The following is a 23,739-nucleotide window of genomic DNA, read 5'->3' as shown; positions in this document are numbered from 1 at the left end:
CCGCCGGCGCCACGCCAATCGCCTCCGCAATCTTGACGCGCGCCAGGGCGTGGCTGAAAAGATACTCTCTTTGCCTCGCCTCGCTCCGCATGGAATTGTGGCGCCGTTTTTCGCCGGGGCTTAAGATTTTCAGCCGCTTTTTTTCTTCACCCTTCGAAAGAGACGAAGGGATTGCCGAAGTCCAGACGTTGACGATTGTTTTTCCGCTCATCTCCTTTAAAACCCGGGGCTCTCCTACACCGCCAGCGCCGGAACTGGAAGAACAGTTCCCGCGACCATTGATGGAGTCGCCATTCCGCCGGCAAACGCCGCGCCGGCTGTTAACGCCGCGGCGCTTAAGGCAGGCAACGAAGACGAGTAGCCATCAAGGCCAAGGCCTGCCATAGGCGACATGGCTCCAAGCCCCCATCCCGTGGCCGCGATTTGCGCCTGCCCGCCGGCAGTTTGGAGGGAACTGCGATCCACGATCTGCGATCCTCCATACTCGCGACTCGTAACCGGCTCTCCCGCCAAAACGGGGAGCAGGAACAGAGACGGTTTCCAGTCAATCGACCTGCGCCCCGGTTTTGGTTTTGCCGGGGGGACGTCGACCTTTGGCGGGGGGGCCTCTTCGCGGAGATCGACATTGTCCAAGTTTAAAATACCCTTCAAGGCGGACCAATGGGCGGTAACACCGCCGTCAAATGAGACATGCCGCCAATCGGTTTTTGGATTAACCGGCGATAATTGCCCGAAAATGAGGGAGATCATTCCGTACAGGCCGTTGATGGCCGGGTCCCTCGCCCATGCAAGGCCAAGCCGGCCAAGGAGGGCCTTCATCTCCGGCCGCAACCGGCGGCCATTCAAAAAGGCGATGGGGGCGGTGACCTTGAGCCCACTTTTTTCCTCCACCTCGGCCTCCAGGATCCTGAACCACTCCGCAAGGGTGAAGGAGAACCCCATCGCCCGGTTCGTGGCATCGATAAAACGACGCCCCGTCTTGGCCGTCCCGTTGGGGGATAAGATCTCCACCGCCAGCTGAAAGGGGGATAAAAGGCGGAAGGTCCCATGAAGTTTTTTTCGCAGGGCGCGAATAACGGCATGTCCCGCAATCACCGCCTCAAGCTGACGGTCGCCGTCGGCAAAATCGGCCAGCTCGGCAAAAATGGCCCTCGCCCCTTCCAGCGGAAGCGCATTGATCGTGGCAACCACCCGCTCCGGTTGAAAGATGTCGGCCTCGCCGACAAAAGTTTTGCCCGCGTAGACATGGATGGGACCTCTTCTGCCGGGCTTCGCATCGGGTGTTTTCAGGGCCAGACGCCGATAGGCCAGCGCCGCCGCCGTTTTTGACGCCGCAAGGGGCGACAGGGTTTCGTCGTCGGCCTTATTCAAACCGGGCATGAAGACATTCATCTGCCCTTCCAACGCCGCCGCCACCGCGGCCGAGGCGGTCGACCCCGCCAAACCGGTTCCAACCAACCACGCCGGCTGATTCTTAAAGATGAACAGAAGACCATCTTTCGCGTCACGGGATTTTTCGAGAACGGCGCTCGCCTCCCGGAAATAAGCCTCGTTGATTTTTCCTTCGCGGTACAATTGACGCAGAGCCGATTCGAGATACCCCCGGACTTCCCTGCCTTCGGGAAGGATCAATCTGAAGCGGTATCCCGTGTTTTGCTGGGGATTGTCGGCTGTCACCTGCGTCACCGTAATTCTCCTTAAATCATCGGCCACCTGCTCCAGAGTTATCTCTGGTGGATACGTCTCAAGCAGACCCATTAAGTTGGCAGAGAGACGATACTCCCCCCTCTCTTTCAACTCACGAAGCTCTTTGATGGAAGTCTTGCCGGTAATCGGCGTTGTGGCATCACGGGGGCGGGTGCCGCCGTTTTTCAGATCCTCCCAGGTCAGGTCCTGGGGTGAAAATTCCTGGAAGGAAAACGGTTTGACGCCGGCAGGGCCGGTGCCAGAGGCGGCGTCGAGATGATCCATGCCGAAGGCGGCAAGGGCGCGATCAACCAGGACTTGAGCAATACGGATGCGGTCGGAATCGCTTTGTGTGAGGCGCCGGACTTCCAGATTGTGGAGCCTTTCATTCGACCCGCCGAACAGATCGCGGAAGGGGGCAAGGAACTGAAGCCACCGCGTGAACCAATTCCCCACTTGCAAACTGGGGCCGCTGAATCCGGAAAAACCGACAGCCCCCAGGGTTTTAAACAGATCCTCGGCAAACCGCGGAATGTCCGGACGGCCGTCTTCGTCCAAAGGAAAGCCGGCGGGGGTTTGATTGCCTGAACTGCGGATTGGATCGATGGACATATCGAAACCACCTCAATTTTTCTAAATCACCAACATCAATAAAGGGCTTGCTATCTCCCGGTTTTTAACTTAGTCTGTTCATATGACTAAGTTAAACGTCAATATTCACGAGGCCAAGACCCACCTTTCCAAATACTTAAGAAGGGTCCAAGAGGGGCAACAGGTCACCCTTTGCAAAAAGGGTTCGCCGATCGCCGAAATCATCCCGTTTCGGCCCCAAAAAAAGGGGAGTTCCTGGCAATATCTCGGCATTGCAAAACACCTCATCGGACGCGTGGCCAAAGATTTCGACAAGCCCCTCTCGGAAAAAGAGCTTCCCGGCTTTGGCCTATGACCTTTCTTGTCGATACCCACATCTTCATCGATCTTCTCCAAGGCAACGAAAAGCGTTTCTCGAAGGAAGCAAAAAACATCTTTCAACACGCATCAAACCAATTTTGGGTCAGCGCCGTTTGCCTGTGGGAAATTTCCATCAAATACGCCCTCGGCAAACTGGAACTCTCCAAACCACCCGACGCCTGGCTTTTGGACACCATCCAAAAAATCGGCTGGCAGACCCTTTCCATCGGCCCGCTTCACGCCCTTGCCGTCTCCTCCCTCCCCTTTTATCACAGGGACCCTTTCGACCGGCTCCTTGTCGCCCAGGCCAAAACAGAAGACCTTCCCGTCGTGACCCGCGACGGAATTTTCAAGAAATACGGCGTGAAGGCCGTTTGGTAATGCGGTAACGCCGCAGTTCCTACCACACCACCGGCGCCATCACCGGAACCGCAGACGGAACAGAGACCGTAATGGTCGCCGGGGTAATCGCGGTGACGGCCGCAATGCCGGCAAACGTCGCGGCGCCCAGGTAAGCCGGAGACCAGGAGTTTGCAAAAGCGGGAACGGGCAACGTAGCTTCAAGCCCTAATCCCGCCGCCATGATCTGTCCCGCCACACCGAGGTGAGGCGGATTGCGATCCACGATCCACGATCCGCGATCTGCGAACTGCGATTCACGATTCACCTCCCCGCTTAGGCCCTGGGCGACAAAGAAAGGGATCCATGCATTATATCCGCCGCCGCTCCTTCTCCCCTTTCTTCTCTGGCCGGCATCCTTCCATGCCGGGATGCCGGGATCGACCACACCAACCGGCATCACGTCATCAGCCGGGTTATCTTCTCCATTTTTCATCCCTTCTTTTGCAATCAGGAAGGCAACCGCCTCTCTTGCCCGCATGGCCAGTCCCCCCGTTGTGTCGTTGCCTATCTGACGATAGAACTTTTCCGCCTTCTCAAGTTGCGGGAGCAACAGCTGAAGTTCCCCGAGGGTCAGTCTTTTATAAGAATCCAGATACGGACGCAGGATATCCCTCACGCGGCGGGGCCTCCAGCCTTTGTCAAGACCGAAGGTGGAAACGGATTCGGACGACCCCATCAGCCCCATTTCAGCGTAAAAACGACCCAAGGCATGACGCGGATTGGCCCAGTTCAGGACGGCCCAAAAAATGTCCGCGACCTTTTCTTGCCGGAGATGTTTCGGAACAACCGAAGGATAATAATTCTCCACCCTTTCCACGAAGGAAATAACCAGAGATGCCTCATCCGACGAAAGGGGCCTCCCCCGCGAGGCCAGCCAAACCAGATTCAAAGCCTCGCTGTTCTCATTTCTTAGTCGAACCCACTGATCCCGATTGAAACAATTACGGAACCGAACCAGCGCTGAACGCCTTTCTTCCGGGACAGTCCCCTCGCCTGTCCGCCAAATCTCGCCCGCCTCCACGTCGGCCTCCTCGCCGGGCGGCTCTTCGCCCGGCTGTTCTTCCCATGAAGCCGCGCTGGTGCCACCGGCATCCCCTTTTTCCAGCTCTCCAACAAACCTTTCCGCCACCGCATCCGGATCATCGAGATCCCAGCCAAACCATTCCTCGGTATCAGCTACAAACAAAAAGAAGAACGCAAGTGCCGGTAGTGTTTCCGGCCCGGCTGGATTTCCTCCCCCTCGCCGCGACAAATATTCTGAATAGGATGAAAAGACTTCTGGCGGCGTATTCCTATCCATCACTCCAATAAGATCCGCTGTCGTACCGAGGTACTCATCTCCCCATGTCTCTACCAGATCCCGGTATGAATCCCCCAACTCCGGGCTGACCTCTTCCATGGCCCGACCAATGGCCTTGTGGTCGAGGGGATAGTCAAGGACCGCTTGCGGCCAATCGGCAGAATCGTTTCGGATTCCGGGGGAAGTCATGTAATTTCTCCTTTCCTACAACGCCAGCGCCAGCGGCGCCGAAGGTTGCGTCATTGTTTATTCCTTCCTCTACACTCAATCAAGTCTGATTATTCTAACTATCCCAAATTTCCATATTGACTTAATCATTCAAAATTGCTAATTTTTGCTTAAGCGAGCAATCATTATGAAATCATCCGCCGCCACGATGAATTACGAACCCGTTTTAACCGTCCGCGAGGTGGCCGGCATTTTTAAATTGTCCTCCGCGGCGGTTCGCCACCTGATCCAAAAAGGCGAAATCGCCGCCATCCGCATCGGCAAGCAGTTTCGGGTTCCCCAGTCGGCAATCGACGATTACTTTAAACCCTTTCAACAACCCCATCCCTTGCCCGGTTTCGGCCTCCTTAAGGGAAGAAAGTTCCCCAAAGGGGTTGTGTTTGAAAACCAGGTCCGAAAGCGTTCCAAACATCAATCGCTCCGCTCCCTTTTGCGCCAGCTCGAAAAGATCAAGTGAATCTTCTCGTCGATACCAATATCTTTATTGACTACCTGCGCTCCGATAAAACGGTTGCAAAAATTTTCCTCGACGAGAAGACAACCATCTATTATTCAATTCTGACAAAAAAAGAACTCATCCAACGTCGCGGTCTTTCCGTTTCTGAAAAGAAGGCTATTGACGGCCTTCTGCGATCATTCCGTCCGATCCGCATTGATCCCCAAATTGCCCAAGCGGCCTCGCTTATGCAAGAAACCTACAAAAAACAAAAACTGGACGCCCATGATGCAATTATTGCCGCCACCGCGTGGGTGAAAAAAATGCCGCTCGCCACGCGCAACGTGAAGCACTTCCGTTTCATCAAAGAAATCCGGATCAACACTTTCTGATCCATTGCCTCACAAACGTTGCAGTTCCTACCACGCCAGCGCCAGCGGCGCCGACGGAACAGTGAACGGAACGGCCACCGTCACGGTCACCGGGGTGATCGCGGTGACGGTTGCAATGCCGGCGAACGTTGCGGCGCCCAGGTAAACCGGAGACCAGGAGTTTGCAAAAGCGGGAACGGGCAACGTAACTCCAAGCCCCAATCCCGCCACCGGCGACATGGCTCCAAGCCCCCACCCTGTCGCCGCGATCCGCGACTCGTCACTCATGACTCGTGACTCGTAACTCGTAACCGCTTCATTCTGCGGCGCAAAAAACGCTTGTTGGTTCTTCGGAAAATCCGCCTCCCCCGCCAAGTTGGCGGCCAGGAAAAAAGGGACCAGCATGCGATGGCCTCTGTCGCCGACCCCGCCGCCGCCCCTTGGCAATGAAGTTGGGTCAACAAACATTTCTCCCGTCTTTTGGTCAATCTGAAGTTCAAAATAAGCCTGACCCCCTCCTTTGGGAGTAGCCACCAGTTGGCTAATTCCCCGGAATTGAGCCGGAACAGCCACTCCTTCGGCTTTCTGTGATGCCCGATAAAGGGCAATAAACAGATCAATCAAAGGTTGCGGCATTACCCTCAGCCAATCAGGAATCCCTTCTCTATAAGAGATTTGAATAACGTACCGGTCTCCCTCGCGTACTAGCTCAAAGGAAGTCCCTTTAAGCAAGGACTTGGCGTCAGGCCATTTGCCCTGTTTGGGACCGGAGTCAACCACACCCGGCCGTTCGACAGGCGTAGCACCAACCCCTCCCACGCCCACCGCAACCCGCTTACGCGCAGAGACCTCGGCCCTGTCGCTAGCGGTATCCCCTTCTTTTTGAGCCAATCTTTGTGCCACGCGCTCTTTAGACAAGACTTCACTAAACACTCCGTGCTTTGTCCGAACCCATACATACCGAACCCGTGTAGCATTTCCCTCTTTATCATCTTTTAAAAAGACTTTCACTCTCTCTACCCGCGGATAGGCCCGTAGAAGTGGCGTTAAGACCGAAACGACAAAATCCGGCTTCAAGAATTTCGAAGGACCGATATCAGAAAAGAAAAAATGAACAGAGGTCACCCTCTCGTCGGCACTCACTCCGATGCGGGGCGTATGGACAGCTCCAATATGAGCTGTGGCATAATAAGCATCCGTCTTCCATCCCAACTTTTCAGCAATCTCCCATGCAAAGTGATTTGTGGGTTGCGTGCCCGGTTCCGGAACCTGCTCTTGTGAGACCCAACCCTCGATCCTTGGTCCCCCTTCCTGATCTTTCATGCGGCGATAGGCCGCCAGTCCAAGAAGAAGATGAACCTCGGTTGCGTAAAGAAACCGTACCCATTGTGAGTTTTCGGGGAGGGCTTCTTTGAGTCGACGGACAATATCCACCTCTTCTACCATCTCTTCCAAAGACATTGAAGGGAAACCCTTGATCCAAAAAGACTGAAAGCGATCGAGATCACTTTGTAGAGAAGGGCTGTCTATTGCTCCCGCTAAACGCCGAACAGTCTTTTTGATCAATTCCACCCGAATATCGGCAGTACCCGGAGGTGCAGTGCGGGTAACATTTTCAGAGTCTAGTCCCCAATCACCTTCTTGAACTCTCCCTTCATGACTCTTCTAAGCGGAGCCAAGACATTTCGAAATATGTTTGTGGTGTCGGATCTCTTCATTGCCAAAACAGAAGCTCGCCCCGGTTCGGCCGCAATCCGCGGTTCCCGGTTGTCGTCGGCCGAAGTTTTCGACCGATAGACGGCCCACAGATCCAGAAGCCTTCGCGAAGGGCCGGTAGAGGAAGCCGGCGCAGACGGCGACGGGATGGCGGCATAAAAATCGCCGCTGGCGGCATCGAGAAGTTCGATTGTCCGCCCCGCCGACTCGGCGTCGGATGGATCGACAAAACCGAGCAGATAGGGCACCTCGTTCAAGGCCCCTTCGGCGGACCATGTGTCGGGATCAACCCCGGCGCGATCGATGAGCGCATCGAGTAACGCACGGTCACCGTCACTCCGTTGCGGACTGTTTTTAAAGTCAGACCAGATGGGCATAAAAAATCTTTCTTCCTTTTTTACTTCCTTTTTTACCCGTTGAAAACAAAACCTTATCTGCTATACTTTAAATCGGGTTGTAAAAGAACCGACTATGACAAGAGACGAACTACTCAAAAAAATATCCATTAATCCCGACATTTGCTTCGGCAAACCGTGCATCAAGGGACACCGTATTTGGGTATCTCTGATACTGGATTTGCTTGCCGACAGAATGAGCGTGCCCGAAATTCTCCAGGAATACCCCGGACTGACGGAAGAAGATATTCTTGCGTGCATTGCCTATGGCGCGGAAATGGCCAGAGAGCGGTATTTCGAAATGGCCGCCCATTAATCCCGTGAAATTCAAACTCGACGAAAACATAGGGAGCCGCGGCCATGACCTTCTGCGAAAGGCCGGACATGAGGTTTCCACCGTCCGCGACCAGAAGTTGACATCCGCTGGCGACAAAAAATTAATCGAAGTCTGCCGGAAAGAAAAAAGGGGCCTTGTCACCCTCGACATGGAATTCGGCAATCCCCTGTTGTTCGATCCCTCAAAATACTCGGGCATTGCTGTCATCAAACTTCCTCCCAAACCGTCACATCAAAATCTGCTGGATGCCGTTGGATCGCTCATTGCCGGCCTTGCCTCGGACGACCTGTCCGGAAAACTCTGGATCGTCCAGCCGGACAGGATTCGGGAATACCAACAGGACTGATTCTACCACACCGCCGGCACAAATGCCGACGGAACAGAGACCATGACAGTCGCCGGGGCGATCGCGGTGACGGTTGCAATGCCGGCAAACGTCGCGGCGCCCAGGTAAACCGGAGACCAGGAGTTTGCAAAAGCGGGAACGGGCAACGTAGCTTCAAGCCCTAATCCCGCCGCCATGATCTGTCCCGCCACACCGAGGTGAGGCGGATTGCGATCCACGATCCACGATCCACAATCCACAATCTGCGATCTTCCAACTTCATCCTGCGGCATAAAAAACTCCTGCGGGCTCCAAGCCGGCCCTTTCGCCAGACCGGCGGCCAGGAAGAGAGGGACCAGCATGCTATGCCCGCCGCTTCCGCGGCTCCCCCCTTTTTCCGGCGCGGCGGTCCCGCTGTCGGTCGCCTGCGTCCCGTTCCCGGCCTCGGCTCCGTTGGGAAAATTTTCAAGATGCTTTGTGAACCCTTCGGCCTTTTTGTTGAAGGTATCCGCGTCCCACTGCGGGTCCCATTCATGAAGCGAGGCCATCACGAAAACCCTGTAGAGAAGCGCCAAAAGAAACTCCGGCAAAAATTTTTCGGGAAGCGGCTGATAACGTAACGTGCCTCCCTGACGGCTCATGTACGCCTTTCCTGCCGCACGAACGGCCTCTTTGATGAACAGGGCATAATCCGGGTTTGACAAAATAAGATCATAAAGGCTTTTCAGCTTCGCTTGGGCGACCTCCCTTTGGTAAAAATCGGCCAGCCGGGGGTCCGTTACCCCCAGGGCCGAATAAACGGCCTGATGATTCAAAGCAAAAGTTGATGTAATCTCCCGCACCATCTTGATAGCGGCGGCGGCCCGAGGATCCGACAGATCGATTTCAATAGGTTTGCCCGGCTTCGAGGTCCATCCGGCGATAATTTGCGCCCCCTTTAACAGGGGCTCGCGATATCTCCAGGGAAGTTTGTGGGCAAGCTCGGCCAGAGCACCGGCCTCGTGGAGCCGTTCCTGAACGCTTTTTGGGCCCGGTATCAGCAACGTCTCAAGATTGTCCGGCACAGAGGCATCCGCCCAATAGCCAATCTCCGCCAATAGCGGACGCAACCCGATGAGCAAAAAATCGGCTTCGGCAACGGCCCTTTTCCACTCTTCCGGCAACGCGTACGTCCCCGAGACAGGCTCGTCAGGCGGATCCTCCATCTCATCCTCGTAGATGCCCTCGCCGCCGGGTGTTGAAACGGGCCTGATTTCACCGGTTGCGGGGTCAATTTCCAGGCCGGCCAGTTCCATGAACAGATCCAGCAACGGTTTCAGTACGCTTTGCTTTGCCGCCTCATCCGCGCTAGCCATTAATCCTTTGATGAAATTGGCCGTACTTAATGCCTCCTTCAGAGGGAGCGTGATCCCTTCTGAGGCATCCTTGATCGGCTTTAATTTACCAAAATCCTGCCATTGAATATTCACCCCTGATTCCGTATGCACGATCTTTATATAATAAACCGCAAAAAGCTCCTGTTTCAGCCACCGGCCGGCGCGGACCAGATGCCCCATCATCTCGCCGTCTCCCTCTGCGGAATAAACAGCCTCCGTCTTTTTCAAAAGGGCGATGAGCAACGTCCATTGGTATATTTTCTTGTCTATCCCCTCTATCCCCATCTCTTTGCCCGCCAAGAGGTCCTTCAAATAGGAGATTGGCGTCTCGCCCCAGATTTTTGCAACGACCTGCGGCAACCCTTCGGGAGCAGATTCCGTTCCGGAGACAACAGCGTGGATTTTTTCAAGAGATTCCCTTGCCGCCCTATCAGCCTCCTCCCGGGCCCTTCGCAAGGCCTCTTTGCCCGGAGACACCCCATTAAGCCTTGCGGCCGGCTCCATTGCTACGGGCCGTGGCGCCATACCCGGGGCGTAAGACAGGCCCTCGACATAGGTGGTAGCGTAGTGGACAAGCTCGTTTACCCTGCCTAGCTTCTCTAAGCCTAAAGATTCTGAAAGGGGAATTAAACGCGGAAGGTCTTCAAATGCCTTCTTGATATCCCACTCTTTGGGTTTGATGCCGCGTTTTTCTGCGCCTTCGGTAAGCTTATCCCAAAGAAGACGGTCGGCGTCGGTCGGCAGATGTTGTCTGATCAGAGGCCAGATGTCTGACATAAAAATTCCCTCTACCACGCCAACACCGGCGCCATCGCCGGGGCCGGAACAAAGGTTCCCGTGACCACAGTCGGAGTGACCGCCACGTTGGCAAACGTCGCCATGCCGGCAAACGTGGCGGCGCTGACAACCGGCAACGGAGTTGCAACGCCGGCAACGGGCGACGCGGCTCCAAGCCCCCATCCCGCCGCCATCTGCGATCCACGATCCGCGATCCGCGATTCACGATTCACGATCCACGATCCGCGATCTGCCCCCCTCCCAAAAATCCGGCAACAATAGCGGATATGATCATGCCCCGGCCGCCGGCAGGGCCGGTGCCGCCGCCCGAACGGGCCGTCGGCCCGCCTGTTTTCTCATCAATAAGAACAAAGTCGATTGAAGGCCTGGCCTCCAGGGCCTCTCTGATTTTTCCAAACTCGACAAGCGCGTCGGTTCCCAGCTCCCATCTCGGATAACCGGTCTTGCGGAGCGACTGCTCCAGAATTGCCCCAAGAAGCTCCTGCCCCTTTGCGGAGTTGAAATCGATGAGAAGAACGTTGCGCATCCCGACCACCGGATCGATAAAACCGGACCGCGGAAGTTCCGCCCCCCTCTTTTTCCAGTCGCCCGGATGGGAGAGGCGAAGCCCTCCCCTGCCAAGCTCCTCCCGAAAAGGGCGGAAGGCGCTGGTCAGCCATTCGATTGTTTCAGGTTTCAAATTGGAAAAAACAACGACACCGGCAACCTCCGGCGCGCCGACGAGCCGCTTTTTTTGTTCGTCCCATTTTCCCGGACCCAAAAGAACCGTCAAGGGCGCCGGACCATCCGATGTTTCGGACGATTGGACCCGACGCGACAAAAGGGCCGCGCAATACCGCCGAATGAGGTCCAAGTGGCTGTGGATTGCCTCCGCCGGATTCTCCGCCTCCTCCAACGCCAGCCGGATAAGCCAGTCGTCGAACGGCCCGGTGTAAAGACCCGCGTCAGTGAGATACGTGCTCGATTTTCCGGCCCAGATGTCGGCCTCATCGGATGTGGCGAAGGGGGACACGGGAACAAGCCCCGCTCTGTCGAAACCGGCCAAAACATCCTGGATGTTGGAGGGGGGGACCCTCATCGTCTGACGAGGGAGAACCGTGAGCCGGTAGGGGGTTTCGAGCCGACGGCCGAATGTCCCTCTTAAGCTTCTTCCCTGAACAACGGCCTGCAGAGAGTCAAAAGCCGCTTGGGCTTGCGTTGAAAAGTACCCCCCGTTTTTCCTCAAAACACCAAGATGCCGCGCCAGCTCGGTCCGGTCTTCCATGGACAATGTGGACAATTCCCGGCCGCTATCCTTGAGTTCAAGAAACCACCGCATTGCCAGATCGATTTCGGTCCGGGCAGAAGGGTCAACCTCTCCGTCCACGTTGGCGAAGTTCCGCCTGGCTTCATCGAGCGCTTCGTAAACGCGGGAAAGATTTACTGCCATTGTTGGAAGAGCCATGGAATTTCTCCTTTTTTATTTGTGCAGTCAGTCGTTGAAAACCTGTCTTGCCGCATCCCCTACCACACCGGCATCGGGGCCGGGGTTGGAACAAAGGTTCCCGTGACCACAGTCGGAGTTGCCGTCACACCGACAAACGTCGCAATGCCGGCAAACGTGGCGGCGCTCACGGTAGCCGGAGAAAAATAGGCTGTAACGCCGGCCATCGGCGGTAGCAAGGGCGAATTTATGCCTAACGACATAACTCCCCCTTGGGGGGAGTTATCAGACCCAAGACGATGCTCACCGACTTCAACCCGCGGCGCAAAAAATTTCTCCGGGTCCCAAGCCCGCTCCCTCGCCAGACCGGCCAAGATGAATGGGAGCATAAGGCTCTTGTTCCCCGTGCCACCCGGGCCGCTTGTCCCCTTGCTATCCGGGGGCGCCTCGGCCGGCGCGGCGGCGGGATTGGCATCCTTGGGCAACACGCCAAGGCTGGCATCGGCAAATTCATTCATTTGCCTTTCCGATTCGGCGTTTCCCATATCCCCAAGACCCTGCCTATAAACCATGTGATCGAGGGACTCCTCTTCTTGGGCGGGGGCGCGATCGACTACTTCGACAGGCGACGCTTCTCTAAACGTGCCAGTCTCCTCATGCTCTCCAAGAGCGCTAACGCTGTAGAGAGTTGAACCATCGGCCGCCTCGAGGATAACCCCGACCAATCCCCCCACCATTGCGCTCCGGAAGACAGACGGCTGTGTCAAGATCGAGCCCCAGTGTTCCAAGATCGTCGGGACATCCCCCTTCTGCAACGTCACGATAAGTTCCCCCTCCCGGGCTATCTCTGCTGAAAATTCATTCCCCTGGGCATCGTAAAAGACCGGATTGTCCTCATCGCTGTCGTCGGTGCGCCAAAGGCCCATCTCGGCGAGGACGGGAACCATTTTTTGATACAAAGCAACACGGGATGGGACGTCCGGCAAAGTCGCGGCTCCGGTTAACAGGGCCTCGATTCCCCTCTGCGCCTCTTCGGGCAAGTTCGTTCCCGCATACTCGGCTTGGCGTACCAGCTCACGCAGACCGCTTTTCAGGGCGCCTGCCGGATCGGCCTCAAAGGCCTCCCGTCCATATCGTACAGCCTTCATTTGCGCCGCCCGGCCCAAAAGCCCCGCACGGGCCTTCTCGTCGCGGAAGGAACCGTTTTTTGCATGATTTGTTTCGACCGCGTTTGCATATTCGTCCAGCAATTTTCTCAATTCCCTTGTCCGGATCGTCGGATAGAGTTCCCTGACCTCGCGCTCAAAATCGCCCACTTCCAAATCTTTTTCCATCACAACGTGCAGATATTCGCGGGCTTTTTCCCAGGCAACCTCGTCGTCGATCACCCCGCGCTGTTTCATCGCGGAGACTCGGTGTTGCAAATCGGCCATCTCCACCAGGGCCTGATGGTAAAGGGCCGAGAAGACCTTTTCGATATCTTCGATTTGGGCCTTTAATTCCTTAACGCGGGCCTTATCGCCTTGTTTCTCGGCCGCGGCAAGTTCTTCATACAACCCATTCGTCCCGTACAAACCCTCCATTCCGGGAAATTGCACCCGCAGATCTTGAGCCTCCCTGAGCTGTTTCGAGAGCCGGATGACCGCTTGCTCGTCCCCTTTCTTCCGGGCACTGTCGATCTCCCGCGTCAGCCGCTCCACCGAGGCCATGATCCGAAGTTTGTCTTTGATTACCTTCTTCCCATGGACCTCAACGCTCCCCTTGGCCTCCAAAACGCCGCCGCGGGCGGTGGTGTCGGCGTACATTCGGACCCGCCCTTCCCCGTTGATCGCCTTGTCGAACACCACCCACGCCCCGCCGCGCAGTTCGGCATTGAACGGAAAATAGACATAGACCGGCTTTTTGGCCTTCCGGATGGCGGTAACGATCATGGAGCCGTATTTTAAGATCTCGTTGAACATGTCGCGCGTGCCCCCCGAAAAGCCGCGCAGGTTGATAAAAATGATCGTTGCCAGGCCTGAACGGTTAAAATCGTCCACCGCCTCCGCCAGCTTGTAGGACGAATCGGGGAAGAGAACACGCGGATACTGCTTTTCTTCGCGAGTTGCGGTGGTTTCCTCCGCCGGATCCGGCGGAATCTCCCTCTTGTGCTCCCGCGGGTCGATATTCACAAAACCAACCGACCGGCCCGCAAGCCTTCCACGGCCGGTTTGCACCACCCGCCCGTAGCCGTCCATAAAAAGATCCAGCGCCGGCACGAATGAGCCCCTGTCGAAAAACTCGCGCGGAATAAAATGGGGGTCACCCTTGATTTCATCGGCGGTGGGCCGTTTTAACGGCCGGTTTGAGGGATCATCGGTGGCCAGCACGGGCGGAAGGGCCCGATTATTCAGCGGAACAAAACTCAACTGACGGAGCAAAAGCTCAACCGCCTGCAAATCATCCCCCACCCCCCAATAGGCGACTCCATTGGGGATCATGATCTGTTTTCCGGCGAGTTGCTCCTCACTCAAGTATTTTTGTACTCCCAAAAGGGCGTTTAGCGCCTTATAACCGGTCAACACCATCGGCCCATTTTGAATAACACGGTGGAGCAGATGGCCCAGATACGAGCCGATCCCAACCGCCATGTAGCCCGAAACGAGACTGGCGGTGAAAATTTTGTCATAGGCCTCATCGGAGATGCCGGCAATGTGCCCCGAACCGCGCAGACTGTCGGCATCGAGCCCTTCGGTAATGCCCGGAATGACCAAAATTTTGTAGCGGGTCTCGCCGTCAACAACCATTTTTTCGCAAATGACCTGATTTTTGAGCGCCTCGTAGTCTGACTCGGTGAGATAGAGATATTCGAAAACGACATTGTTGGTCGCAAACCCCTTTTGGGGGTCCTGAAGCGAATAGGCCGGCTTAAACCGTTTGACCACTTCGGCCTCCAGTTGGAATCGTGCCCCCGTATTGGCCTGGATGGCGATAAACGGAATTCCTTCATCGATGGCCCTTTGGGCCACCGCCTTGTAGAGCGCCGCTTCGCGGGGACCAAACGAACCCCCCTTCCAGTTCACGTCGTTCATCACGGCAACCATGATGTCGCGTCCTTCGGGATATTCGCGCGTCTTTAGTGTCAGGCGGAAAGCAACGGCGCCGTTGTTTTGCGGATCATCCTTGTTCTTTTCGTTGATATTGACCCCGATGGGTCTTTTGCCAAAGGTGTCCTCAATCAACCGGCCATCAGGACTTAGGTAAAGCTCTCGTTTGTTCAGCAGTTTTCCTTGAGGCCGGTCTTCGGTTCCTTTCCACTCTTCCTCAAGAACCTCTTCAAAGAGATTGGGCCAGTCGTAGACATAGGTTGTCCCGCGGACACTGGCCGCCTGCCGCCGCTTGTCGATAGCGGTCAAAATCCGGTAAGGGTGGAGCGCCGCCCGATTTTCCGGCTGACCCAACGGACTCACCATCACCTGCCCATCCGGCAGGCGATCTTTCGCAAGAACTTCAACCTCGTAACGGGTGTGGGGGTGGTTTCTAAAGACCATCAGGTAGTGCTGTTCCCTTCCTTCCCCGTCCAGGATGGAAAAATCGATCTCCACGCGGAAAACAAGAAGGTCGTTCAGCCGGTTTTTCTGCCCGCGCATCAGACTCTCCAGATACTGCCGGATATCCTCCACCGAATGGGCGGCAAAGGGGGGGTAGACGTTGAGATAAATCTCGTTCCAGTTGCTTTTGCCGAGGCCGTTTTGATCGCTCATGGCCACTCCGAGGTTTTCCATGGACAGCGAAAGCCGGTTGTCGATTTCGGGATACTTCCCCGTGGCCTGATCGACCGATATGTCGCGCACAACCGAACGGACAAAAAACCGCGTATCGTCCGCGCGGGGGTCGCGCGCGGCGGCGTGAAAAATGACGATTTCCTTGCTGACGCTGGAGACAGGGGTCAGCTCGAAATTCTTGAGACGCTCGAAATCAAGCTGGAAGGCAAGCGGAGGCTCGATGCCGCGGTAAACCTTGTCTTCCGTGACCGTACCGTCGGCGCCTACCTTGAAGGTGTAGGGGAAGGGATACTCTCCGGCAACCCCGATGGTTTGGACGGTAACCCGCTTGATGCCGATTTGGGTAAGGCGCTCTCCCTGCGTGGAAAGAATCTTGTTGATCGAGGCCGCCTGATCGTTTTGATTGGCCGCCTTGCCGTTTAAATGGAGCAAAAGGGTCAGGGTAAAATTTCCCGACTTCAAGGCTTCAAAACCTTTTTTTCCTTTGGCGTGGCCCAGCTCCTGTTCATAATTATCGAGAATTTTTGGCAAGACTCTTGCAAACTCCTTAACCGATCTGGCGACAGCCACCTGCCCGAAGCGGGTGTATCCGGTTTCCGATCGATACCGGTAGGCAAATGAAACCGGATCGGCAAGCAACGGTTCAGGCGACCGCACCGTGCGAAGGGGGTATTCGCGATAGGTGCGCAGGGTGTAAAGGATGGCGGCGTAGCGACGGACCACTTCATCATCCTGAAAAACCAGCGGGACCAGATCGGTAAAAAGGGATTTGGGGCGGTTGGCAAGCCGTTCCATGGCGGCATAACGTTCTTGAGGGGTCGGGAGTTTGGAGATATGCCGCAATTCCCCGGCAAGGGCCCGCCTTCTCGCCTTGGGCGAGAGGCTTCCATCCCCCCCCAACAGAAGGCTTCGCGCCCGGGCGGCCACCTCCGTGTAGTTGTCGCCGGAAAAGTGGGCCAGTTCCTTAAGTTCGGGCGAAAGGGCGGCTGGGACAATACCCCATTGGGACAGATTGGTGAGAATAGCCAGAATAATCCGGTTTTTAATGGCGAGAGTGCGATGGGACCGGCAAATATCGACAATCTTTGAGGCCCCCAAAGAGGCCTTAAGCCCTTTGAGATGTTCCAGCGGATTGGCGATATTCCGGTCGGCAAAGTATTTTTCGTCATCGGTATATCGCCGGATAAAATTTTGCGCCGCTACCAGCTCCGGCGTGCGGATCGCCGGCTCGGCCAGATACCGGTCAAGCGCCTTCAAAAAATCAAATTTTTGATAGACATCTTTTTTACGCGCGAACTCATCCCCATACTTCTGCCGCCCAACCAGCGCCCGGATGCGCTTCTCGTAAGCAGACGGGACAGCCCTGACAGCCCTGTCCTGACCGATTCTTTGCTGGAGGCTCCTGGCATAGCCGATCAACTCATCGTAGAGCCCCTCCGGCATCCCCTTGCGGTAAGCGGAAAGGAAGATTTCAAAATCCTGGCCCCAAGTCCGTTGCATTCCCAAGTCATCTAGGAAGGAGACAAGATATTCCTCCACCGGAAGATCTACCGGATAGGCATAGCCGCCAAGAATGTTGAGAAGTGCGCCGGCGGTGGTTTCGGGCATGGCTCCCGCCTGCGTCCACGCGGGCGGTGGAAAGAGGGTGAACGGCTCTACAAACGGTTTGTCTCCGGCCGGCCGGCCCGCTTCCTGCTCAAATTCAACAACCACCTGCCCCTCCTTCACTTCCTGTCCTTTGCCGAAATTCACCGACTTGATGACCCCGTCTCGGGTTGCGCAAAGCGAATTTTCCGACTTCATCGCCTCGACCATCATCAGTTCGTCTCCCGCCCTTACGGTCTGCCCCGGTTTGACTGTAACGCGGCCGACGACTCCCGGCATGTTTGACTTGAATCTGGCGGGATCATTTTCAACCAGTCCAACATTGTCGGTTCCGAAGTACCGTATCTTAACCTTTTGCGCATCCTCTTTGTCGGCAACATCCACGTAATAGCGGCGATCGATGGTGACCGTAAAATCGCTGGACACCCCGACTTCCACTCTTCCCTCCACAAATGAGGCCGGATTGTTTTTGTTTTCAAGGACAATGGCGCCCGAAGCCCCCTGGGTGGCCGTAAATTCGAATTTTTGCCCCTGAACAACGGCCATAACCGGAATGGACGATTTGAAGTAGAGGTAGAGGTCGGGGTTGGGGTTAGGGGTCTGGCCGCGCTCTACCGAGTCTTCAAAGTCCTTGCGGCTTTTCTCGAAACCTCTCGCCGCCTGAATCAGCGCGCTGACAACCGCCGTAAGCTCCACCGGAGGCTTTTCAACCTTGATGGTTCCCTCATCCACCCAGCGGTCAAGCGTTGCATTATGGACATTGCCGCTGATATAATCCGGTTGAAGGAGCAATGCTTGGAGAGAGGGAATATTGGTCTTGAGATCGCCGAAAATGTCCACCTTGTCGAGCGCCACAAGGGCTTTTTGGCGCGCCTCTTCGCGGGTTTTGGCATGGACAAACAAGTGGCCAATCTGTGAGTCGGAGCGGGTTCCCATCCCGCCGCCGGCCGAGACCGAGGAATAAAACCAGACGCCACGCATTCCCTGAAATTCAACAGTCTGAATTTTACCCGCCGAATTGATGAGCTTGTTGTCCGGATCCTTGGCGGTGATCCGGAGGGCGATCTCATGCCCCTCCGGCCCCTTGTCATACATGAGATTTTCAAACGGAATGGGTGTTGTCTCTTTTTCGGAAACGCCGAAATATCTTCGGACCTGCGGAATCCGGTGAAGAGGCACCCCCTGTGAGATGAACATCTGCATCTCGATGAGGTCCAAATCGGTGACCCCCTCGGTGACGGGATGTTCCACCTGCACCCGCGTGTTCATTTCCAGAAAGACAATGCGATTATCATCGGGGTCGACCAGAAATTCCACCGTCCCCAAGCTGTTATATCTCATCTTTGTGGCCAAGGCGACCGCGCTACGCATCAGTTTTTGGGCAATCTCCGGGGAGATATAGGCCGATTCCTCGATCATCTTCTGATGCTCGTACTGGATGGAACAGTCGCGGGGCCAGAGCACAATGGTATTGCCATGCTCGTCGGCGACCACCTGGACCTCGATATGCTTCAAACCGCCGCCCAAAAGATAGACCTGTGAATCGACCGGCGCCGGGGACAAACCATCGCCATGGTCGGTCACCTCACCAAGAAGATCCTCAAAGGACGATTCCTGCAAGGCCGCGCCGGCGACACGGCGCAATTCGTCGGCATTGGCGATCTGTTCCCCTTTCTTTCCGGTTTTGAGAAAAACGGGATACCCCAGCCGGTCGGCAATCGATAAAGCTCCGTTTAGGTCATTCACCGGATGTTTTTGCTTGGCGGACCACATGACGAAAATGTCGCTCCCCGCCGATCCCGCACTGACGGTTTTCCAATGTTTTTTCACTTCCTCCGGCGTGAAACATTCCTTCATTCCTCGCCCGCCTCCGACACCGGCGGCTTTGAGATAAACGGGGTAACCAACCTTCTCGGCCGCCTCGAGAGCCTCTTCCAAGGTCGACACCCTGGCCTTTTCAACAAGATCCCTGGTAATCATACCATCTTCGGGAACTCTTAAACCCGATCCGGACCATGGGGCCATCGTCTCTTCGCCGTTTAAGGTCTGGTAGAAAACCATCGAACGGATCTTGTCGCCCAAAGTTTGCATCGGCCCGGATCTGGGCCCCATGAAAATAATTCCTTCTTCTTCCATCGCCTGCGCGAGGGCCTTTTCTTCCGAGGCATGCCCCCAACCGGGATGGACTACGTCCGCACCATATTCTTTGGCAAGCAGGCGGATCAGATCGACGTTGGCGTAATTAGCCTGGTTATGGGGATAGTCGGGATCGCGGGTCGCCGGATGATCAAGAGGAATCAACGTATCGGCCTCTTCGATATATCTCAAGCCCAGCTCCCGATCTTCTTTGGTAGCCATCGCAATGATATGGATTGCGCGGCGATTACCCAGATATTTTCCGGCCCAACCGCGCAGGGCCAGCACAATGCGCTCGGCGGCCATGCCGTTGTTGGCAATCAGCACCCTGTAAATGACACGGTCTTCCGAACCGCCGTATTTTTCAACAAAGGCGCGATTTGGATCGGGAAGAGGCCGGGTGAGGATGCCGCTATCGGTTGGTTCTGTTTTTCCAGTGAGATCGATAAGCGCCTGACCGGGATTGGGGCCTGCCGAATAGGCTGAAATAACACCCCGGCTGAATTCTTTCAGCGAATCTGAAACTCCCGGACGTCGCGCCGTTCTGAAGGCCGCCGCCCGCAGTGTAACCGCATCCACAGGCCGGTCATCCAACTGATTGGCGTCCAGAAATTCGCGGTACAGGTCAGTATTTTCCGAAAGAAAAACACCGAGAGATGGTTGAGACATACAGTTCTTTCCTCTTCTTTAAGACTTGAAAAGATTGATCGATTACATCCGGCAGGCCTCAAAAAAACCGACAAATAATCCCCCTCAAATTTTATTTTGAAGCCGCTGATTTACTTAATTTGCAACACCCCTGTCAACGATTTACCCCTGTATCGGCGGTTCTTTGGAAAAGTTGCGTGATTTTTTCGATTATTGGAAAAAAGTCAGGTGACTGGAAAAAGATAAGCATCCCGTTTTTCAACGGTGATTGTTATTTTGTATAGGACTACAAAATACTTGCATCTATTTTGTGGTGCTATACAATATACACATGGTTAGGGAACGCTATCTCACCCCTTCTATTCTGGAAGACTTGAAGGAAAAAATGGTTTTTTTGGGGGGGCCGCGCCAAGTGGGCAAAACCACGCTGGCCGTCGATATCATCGGCCCGCATTTTGCGTCACGGGCATTCAATTGGGACAAACTTTCCGAACGGAAGGCGGCCCTCAAGGGGGAATGGCCGGGGGATTGCAACCTGATCATCCTCGACGAATTCCACAAAAGCAAAAAATGGAGGTCGTGGATCAAGGGGGAATACGACACGCAAAAATCCCGGCTCCGTTTTATGCTGACCGGAAGCGCCCGAATGAATGTTTACCGCAAAGGGGGCGATTCTCTTCAGGGGCGTTATCATTATTTCCGCCTTCATCCTTTTTCGGTCGCCGAAATCCTTTCGTTGAAACCGCCGGGAATCCCGTTTCAGCCGCTTCAATTCGCGGAAAAAGGGAATTGGGACGATTTGGAGGCGCTCTTTCAGTTTGGCGGCTTTCCCGATCCCTTTTTGAGGCAAAACGGGCGGCACTGGCGCCGTTGGGGCCAGGAACGCCTGGAACGGTTTTTCAGGGAAGATGTCCGCGATCTGACCCAGATACAGGATATGGCCAATCTCAATCTTTTGGCCGACCTGTTGCCGGAAAGGGTCGGTTCCGTCCTTTCAATCAATTCCCTCGCGGAAGATCTTCAGGTTAATTTCAGAACCGTTGCCCGCTGGCTGGACATTTTCGAGGAACTTTTTTACTGCTTCCGGATCCCCCCCTACCGCTCCCGGAAAATAGCATCGGTCAAAAAAGAAAAGAAGCTCTATTTGTGGGACTGGTCGCAGGTGAAAGACGAGGGGGCCCGGTGGGAGAATCTGGTGGCCTCCCACCTTTTGAAATTCTGCCACTACCTGGCTGATGTGGAAGGATACAGGGCGGAACTCTATTATTTAAGGGATGTGACCAAAAGAGAGACCGATTTCCTGGTGACCATGGACCAAAGGCCCTGGTTTGCCGTGGAGGTCAAAAAAAGCGCGGAACCCCCCTCTCCCGCCCTTTTTTATTTCAAGGAAAGGCTGGCTGTTCCTTTCTCATACCAGGTGGCGGCTCGAACCGACAAGAACTGCCTCAACAAGGGAATTCACCTTCTTCCCGCCTCTCTTTTTTTAACCGCACTGGTTTGACCCGCTTCCGCCCCATCAGCCGTCACAGGACCGCGACAAAATGACACCCAGGACGATTTCAAGACAATTCCAGGGCGAAAATAACGGCGTCGCTGACCCGTCGCATGGTGATTTCGGACAACTCGCCGCGGTAACGGAGGAGACGGTCTTTGGGGAGGGAATAGAGGCTTTCGGCGGATACCCACGATTCCCTGGGCAAATTCCCCTCCTGACCGATAGGAACCTGACTCGGATATCCCTTCCCCTTTGTGGTCACTTCCGCCACGACAACCTTGGACAGATAAGGAATAGCCGACGACCGGGTAAGGACAACGATCGGCCGTCGACCGGCCTTGCCCCCGACATCGGCATCCCAAACCTCTCCCCGTTTCATATCAATCCCACTTTTGAATTCTGATCCATTTCATCGCCTCTTTCATGTCCTCCGGATTTTTCTTCAAGGCCTCGATCCATTGCTCTTCTTTCTGCCGGTCGGTATCGCGCTTGATTTTTTCCATAATGGCCCGGCGGACAAACTCGGTTCTGGAAGGGCTTAAAGATTTGATCTGGCCTGCGACCTCGGCGGGGACCCTGATTTGAAGATTGACCTTTGACATGGTTTTATCATGCCATTTTTCATGCAAAATTGCAAGTTTTTTGTTGTCAGTTTTTTGTTGTCAGGCGAAGGGAACGATTCGGGATTTGAGGATTTTTTTGTCGCGGGTCAAAAGGGGCACCCGATGCACCAGGCTTGTGGCGGCAATCAGCTCGTCCGCCGGATCGCTTTTGAAATCGAGATCACGCAACTTGCGGCAGATCTCCAACTCAATCGGCCAGACAAGAGTTCGTGCGAGGTCACGCAAAAGTTCGCCGTGATCGAGATCAAACTCGATCCTGTTCCGTTGGGCCAGCATTGCTATCTCCCACAGGACAATTGCCGAAATACCCCATTGATGAATCGTCAGAAGCCTCTTTTCCCTGGCATCAAGGTCTCCCCGAAGAGAACCCAAAAGAATGTGGGTGTCAAGATTGAGCATTCCACTTGATTCCCGTGGAGAAGATATTCCCCTTGATTTTAATCTTGTCCCTGTACTTTCCGATCAGGTCGGCCATGCCCGATTCAACCCAGGTCGGCCATGCCCGATTCAACCGGCACCAACTTGGCAACCGGCTTTCCGTGTTTGGTGATGACAATCCCCTCGGGATCGACATGATTCAAAATTGACAGACACTGTTCCTTGAATTTGGCGGCGGCTATTTTCTTCATTGCCTCAATTATAAACCAGTCATAAAAAATGTCCAGTCATAAATTATGACCCTGTTTAATGGAAAGATAATCAGAGGGCAAATGCCGGGAATGCCGCGGACGGCGTGTAGGGAATGGCCGCCGTCAATGGAATCCCCACCGTCCAGACAGAGGGCAAGGCGGCAAAGGCGGTCAGGCCGGCAAGGGGGGCAGAGCCGAGATTGCCCGTAAAAGGGGCGGAGACAGGAACGGGATGATCGTACGAAACAGCGCTCTGAACCGCCCCGATCTCCGGTTGAGAAAAACCGGTGAGGCCCAAGACAAGAAGCCCCGCGATACCGTTTAACGAACCGTTGGACAGGGGCGGAGCCGGGTTTTTCGGCATGGGATCATCGAAAGAAGCCGATGCCAACCCTCCCTTGTCCGGCCAGGTCTTCTCTTTAATGTCCTTTAAGGCCTCGTTGACCGCGTCCTCGGTTTTGGCGAACCGATCGATATCGGCCTCCGTCCGAACCGGTTCGTGCGCTCCCAGGGCGATGGAAACCGTCAATGTCTTCACAAACGGCGCATACCCCTTCGGCGGATGCGCGCCGAAATACCATGCCCCCCCTTTTCTCCATATCGCTAGCCGTTAGGTTTCAACCGTCGGTGCGCCGGCCGGCTCCGTCTTCAACCCCACCCTCTCCAGATAATGCCGCACCTCCGATGGATCGATTTGCCTTCCCCTCCGGTCCCTGTTTGGAATGTCGAGGATCAGGCGGTCATTTGCGACAAGCTTGATCAGCGGTTCGGCGTTCAGATTGAAACGGTCCATGAGGCTCCGAATCAGCCGATCGGGATTGCGGTTTCCAAACTTCCTTCCCAAAAGCCGGAAATCGAGATGGTGCATATCGACTTTTTTATAGTCGTAGAAGGGGCGGTCCTGAAACATGTCATGAACCAGGCTCTGGATCCGCCGGCAGTAGGCGACCGGATCGACCGGCCGGCCCTCATGGTCCCGGCCGGCAAAGGAAATAATAAGATGGTCCCCCTCCGCCGGTTTGACGACGGGGTCGGGCATTTTCATCGTTCGCGCGGCGATAAAAACGGCGTCGCGCACCCGGTGGAAGTCGCCGT

The 23,739-nt window shown here is 55.3% G+C and carries 22 protein-coding genes; 7 read left to right on the top strand and 15 right to left on the bottom strand.

Annotation, left to right across the window (positions count from 1 at the left end):
• Positions 1-211 (bottom strand): hypothetical protein (locus HYU99_06210; protein MBI2339942.1); only part of this gene is annotated, 211 nt, incomplete at its 3' end.
• Between the two features lie 23 nt (positions 212-234).
• A complete protein-coding gene (locus HYU99_06205) occupies positions 235-2,298 on the bottom strand; it encodes a hypothetical protein (GenBank protein MBI2339941.1) in 2,064 nt (687 codons plus the stop codon).
• An 82-nt stretch (positions 2,299-2,380) separates the two neighbouring features.
• Here HYU99_06205 and HYU99_06200 point away from each other — a divergent pair, with 82 nt between their 5' ends.
• A complete protein-coding gene (locus HYU99_06200; protein MBI2339940.1) occupies positions 2,381-2,632 on the top strand; it encodes a type II toxin-antitoxin system Phd/YefM family antitoxin in 252 nt (83 codons plus the stop codon).
• Positions 2,629-3,018: a type II toxin-antitoxin system VapC family toxin gene (locus HYU99_06195; protein ID MBI2339939.1), complete on the top strand. Its 390-nt coding sequence runs from the start codon at positions 2,629-2,631 to the stop codon at positions 3,016-3,018. Before HYU99_06200 ends, HYU99_06195 begins: the two co-directional genes overlap by 4 nt.
• Positions 3,019-3,037: 19 nt before the next feature.
• Here the strand turns inward: HYU99_06195 and HYU99_06190 are convergent, their stop codons facing one another.
• Positions 3,038-4,528, bottom strand: a complete 1,491-nt coding sequence (locus HYU99_06190; GenBank protein MBI2339938.1) for a hypothetical protein — start codon at positions 4,526-4,528, stop codon at positions 3,038-3,040.
• Between the two features lie 166 nt (positions 4,529-4,694).
• Between HYU99_06190 and HYU99_06185 the strand changes: the two genes are divergently transcribed.
• Positions 4,695-5,024, top strand: coding sequence for a helix-turn-helix domain-containing protein (locus HYU99_06185; GenBank protein ID MBI2339937.1), 330 nt, complete (start codon positions 4,695-4,697; stop codon positions 5,022-5,024).
• On the top strand, positions 5,021-5,395 hold the full coding sequence (locus tag HYU99_06180; protein ID MBI2339936.1) for a type II toxin-antitoxin system VapC family toxin: 375 nt from the start codon (positions 5,021-5,023) through the stop codon (positions 5,393-5,395). Before HYU99_06185 ends, HYU99_06180 begins: the two co-directional genes overlap by 4 nt.
• 27 nt (positions 5,396-5,422) lie before the next feature.
• On the opposite strand, the gene HYU99_06175 is transcribed toward HYU99_06180, so the two are convergent.
• Positions 5,423-6,946 (bottom strand): hypothetical protein, encoded by a 1,524-nt coding sequence (locus HYU99_06175; GenBank protein MBI2339935.1) that lies wholly within the window; start codon positions 6,944-6,946, stop codon positions 5,423-5,425.
• 50 nt (positions 6,947-6,996) lie between these two features.
• Positions 6,997-7,467, bottom strand: coding sequence for a hypothetical protein (locus tag HYU99_06170; GenBank protein ID MBI2339934.1), 471 nt, complete (start codon positions 7,465-7,467; stop codon positions 6,997-6,999).
• Positions 7,468-7,561: 94 nt separating this feature from the next.
• Between HYU99_06170 and HYU99_06165 the strand changes: the two genes are divergently transcribed.
• Entirely contained in the window at positions 7,562-7,801 is a 240-nt protein-coding gene (locus HYU99_06165) for a DUF433 domain-containing protein (GenBank protein ID MBI2339933.1), read from the top strand.
• A gap of 4 nt (positions 7,802-7,805) precedes the next feature.
• Positions 7,806-8,168: a DUF5615 family PIN-like protein gene (locus HYU99_06160; GenBank protein MBI2339932.1), complete on the top strand. Its 363-nt coding sequence runs from the start codon at positions 7,806-7,808 to the stop codon at positions 8,166-8,168.
• A 2-nt stretch (positions 8,169-8,170) separates the two neighbouring features.
• On the opposite strand, the gene HYU99_06155 is transcribed toward HYU99_06160, so the two are convergent.
• The 4 genes from HYU99_06155 to HYU99_06140 are packed head-to-tail and all read right to left on the bottom strand — an operon-like array spanning position 8,171 to position 19,918.
• Positions 8,171-10,300 carry a hypothetical protein gene (locus tag HYU99_06155; GenBank protein MBI2339931.1) on the bottom strand — a complete coding sequence of 710 codons (2,130 nt, stop codon included), beginning with the start codon at positions 10,298-10,300 and terminating at the stop codon, positions 8,171-8,173.
• Positions 10,301-10,311: 11 nt separating this feature from the next.
• The gene (locus HYU99_06150; GenBank protein MBI2339930.1) at positions 10,312-10,533 is read right to left on the bottom strand and encodes a hypothetical protein; all 222 of its coding nucleotides are present in this window, start codon (positions 10,531-10,533) and stop codon (positions 10,312-10,314) included.
• The gene (locus HYU99_06145; GenBank protein MBI2339929.1) at positions 10,530-11,765 is read right to left on the bottom strand and encodes a hypothetical protein; all 1,236 of its coding nucleotides are present in this window, start codon (positions 11,763-11,765) and stop codon (positions 10,530-10,532) included. The genes HYU99_06150 and HYU99_06145 overlap by 4 nt, the downstream gene beginning before the upstream one ends.
• A gap of 59 nt (positions 11,766-11,824) precedes the next feature.
• Complete coding sequence (locus tag HYU99_06140; GenBank protein ID MBI2339928.1) at positions 11,825-19,918, bottom strand: hypothetical protein; 8,094 nt, start codon at positions 19,916-19,918, stop codon at positions 11,825-11,827.
• Between the two features lie 304 nt (positions 19,919-20,222).
• On the opposite strand from HYU99_06140, the gene HYU99_06135 reads away from it, so the two are divergent.
• Positions 20,223-21,398 carry an ATP-binding protein gene (locus HYU99_06135; GenBank protein MBI2339927.1) on the top strand — a complete coding sequence of 392 codons (1,176 nt, stop codon included), beginning with the start codon at positions 20,223-20,225 and terminating at the stop codon, positions 21,396-21,398.
• Between the two features lie 58 nt (positions 21,399-21,456).
• On the opposite strand, the gene HYU99_06130 is transcribed toward HYU99_06135, so the two are convergent.
• From HYU99_06130 to HYU99_06105, 6 genes are all read right to left on the bottom strand, one after another.
• The gene (locus HYU99_06130; protein ID MBI2339926.1) at positions 21,457-21,771 is read right to left on the bottom strand and encodes a type II toxin-antitoxin system PemK/MazF family toxin; all 315 of its coding nucleotides are present in this window, start codon (positions 21,769-21,771) and stop codon (positions 21,457-21,459) included.
• Between the two features lies 1 nt (position 21,772).
• On the bottom strand, positions 21,773-21,994 hold the full coding sequence (locus tag HYU99_06125) for a hypothetical protein (protein ID MBI2339925.1): 222 nt from the start codon (positions 21,992-21,994) through the stop codon (positions 21,773-21,775).
• A 60-nt stretch (positions 21,995-22,054) separates the two neighbouring features.
• Positions 22,055-22,414 carry a PIN domain-containing protein gene (locus HYU99_06120; protein MBI2339924.1) on the bottom strand — a complete coding sequence of 120 codons (360 nt, stop codon included), beginning with the start codon at positions 22,412-22,414 and terminating at the stop codon, positions 22,055-22,057.
• A gap of 83 nt (positions 22,415-22,497) precedes the next feature.
• Complete coding sequence (locus HYU99_06115; GenBank protein MBI2339923.1) at positions 22,498-22,644, bottom strand: type II toxin-antitoxin system Phd/YefM family antitoxin; 147 nt, start codon at positions 22,642-22,644, stop codon at positions 22,498-22,500.
• A gap of 70 nt (positions 22,645-22,714) precedes the next feature.
• Positions 22,715-23,182: a hypothetical protein gene (locus HYU99_06110; GenBank protein MBI2339922.1), complete on the bottom strand. Its 468-nt coding sequence runs from the start codon at positions 23,180-23,182 to the stop codon at positions 22,715-22,717.
• 72 nt (positions 23,183-23,254) lie between these two features.
• A partial coding sequence (locus HYU99_06105; GenBank protein MBI2339921.1) for a hypothetical protein occupies positions 23,255-23,739 on the bottom strand: 485 nt, incomplete at its 5' end.

The sequence above is a fragment of the Deltaproteobacteria bacterium genome (assembly GCA_016183175.1).
GTDB lineage: Bacteria > UBA10199 > UBA10199 > UBA10199 > SBBF01 > JACPFC01.
Note: the sequence above shows the minus strand (reverse complement) of the source record. Positions and strands in the feature narration are given on the sequence as shown.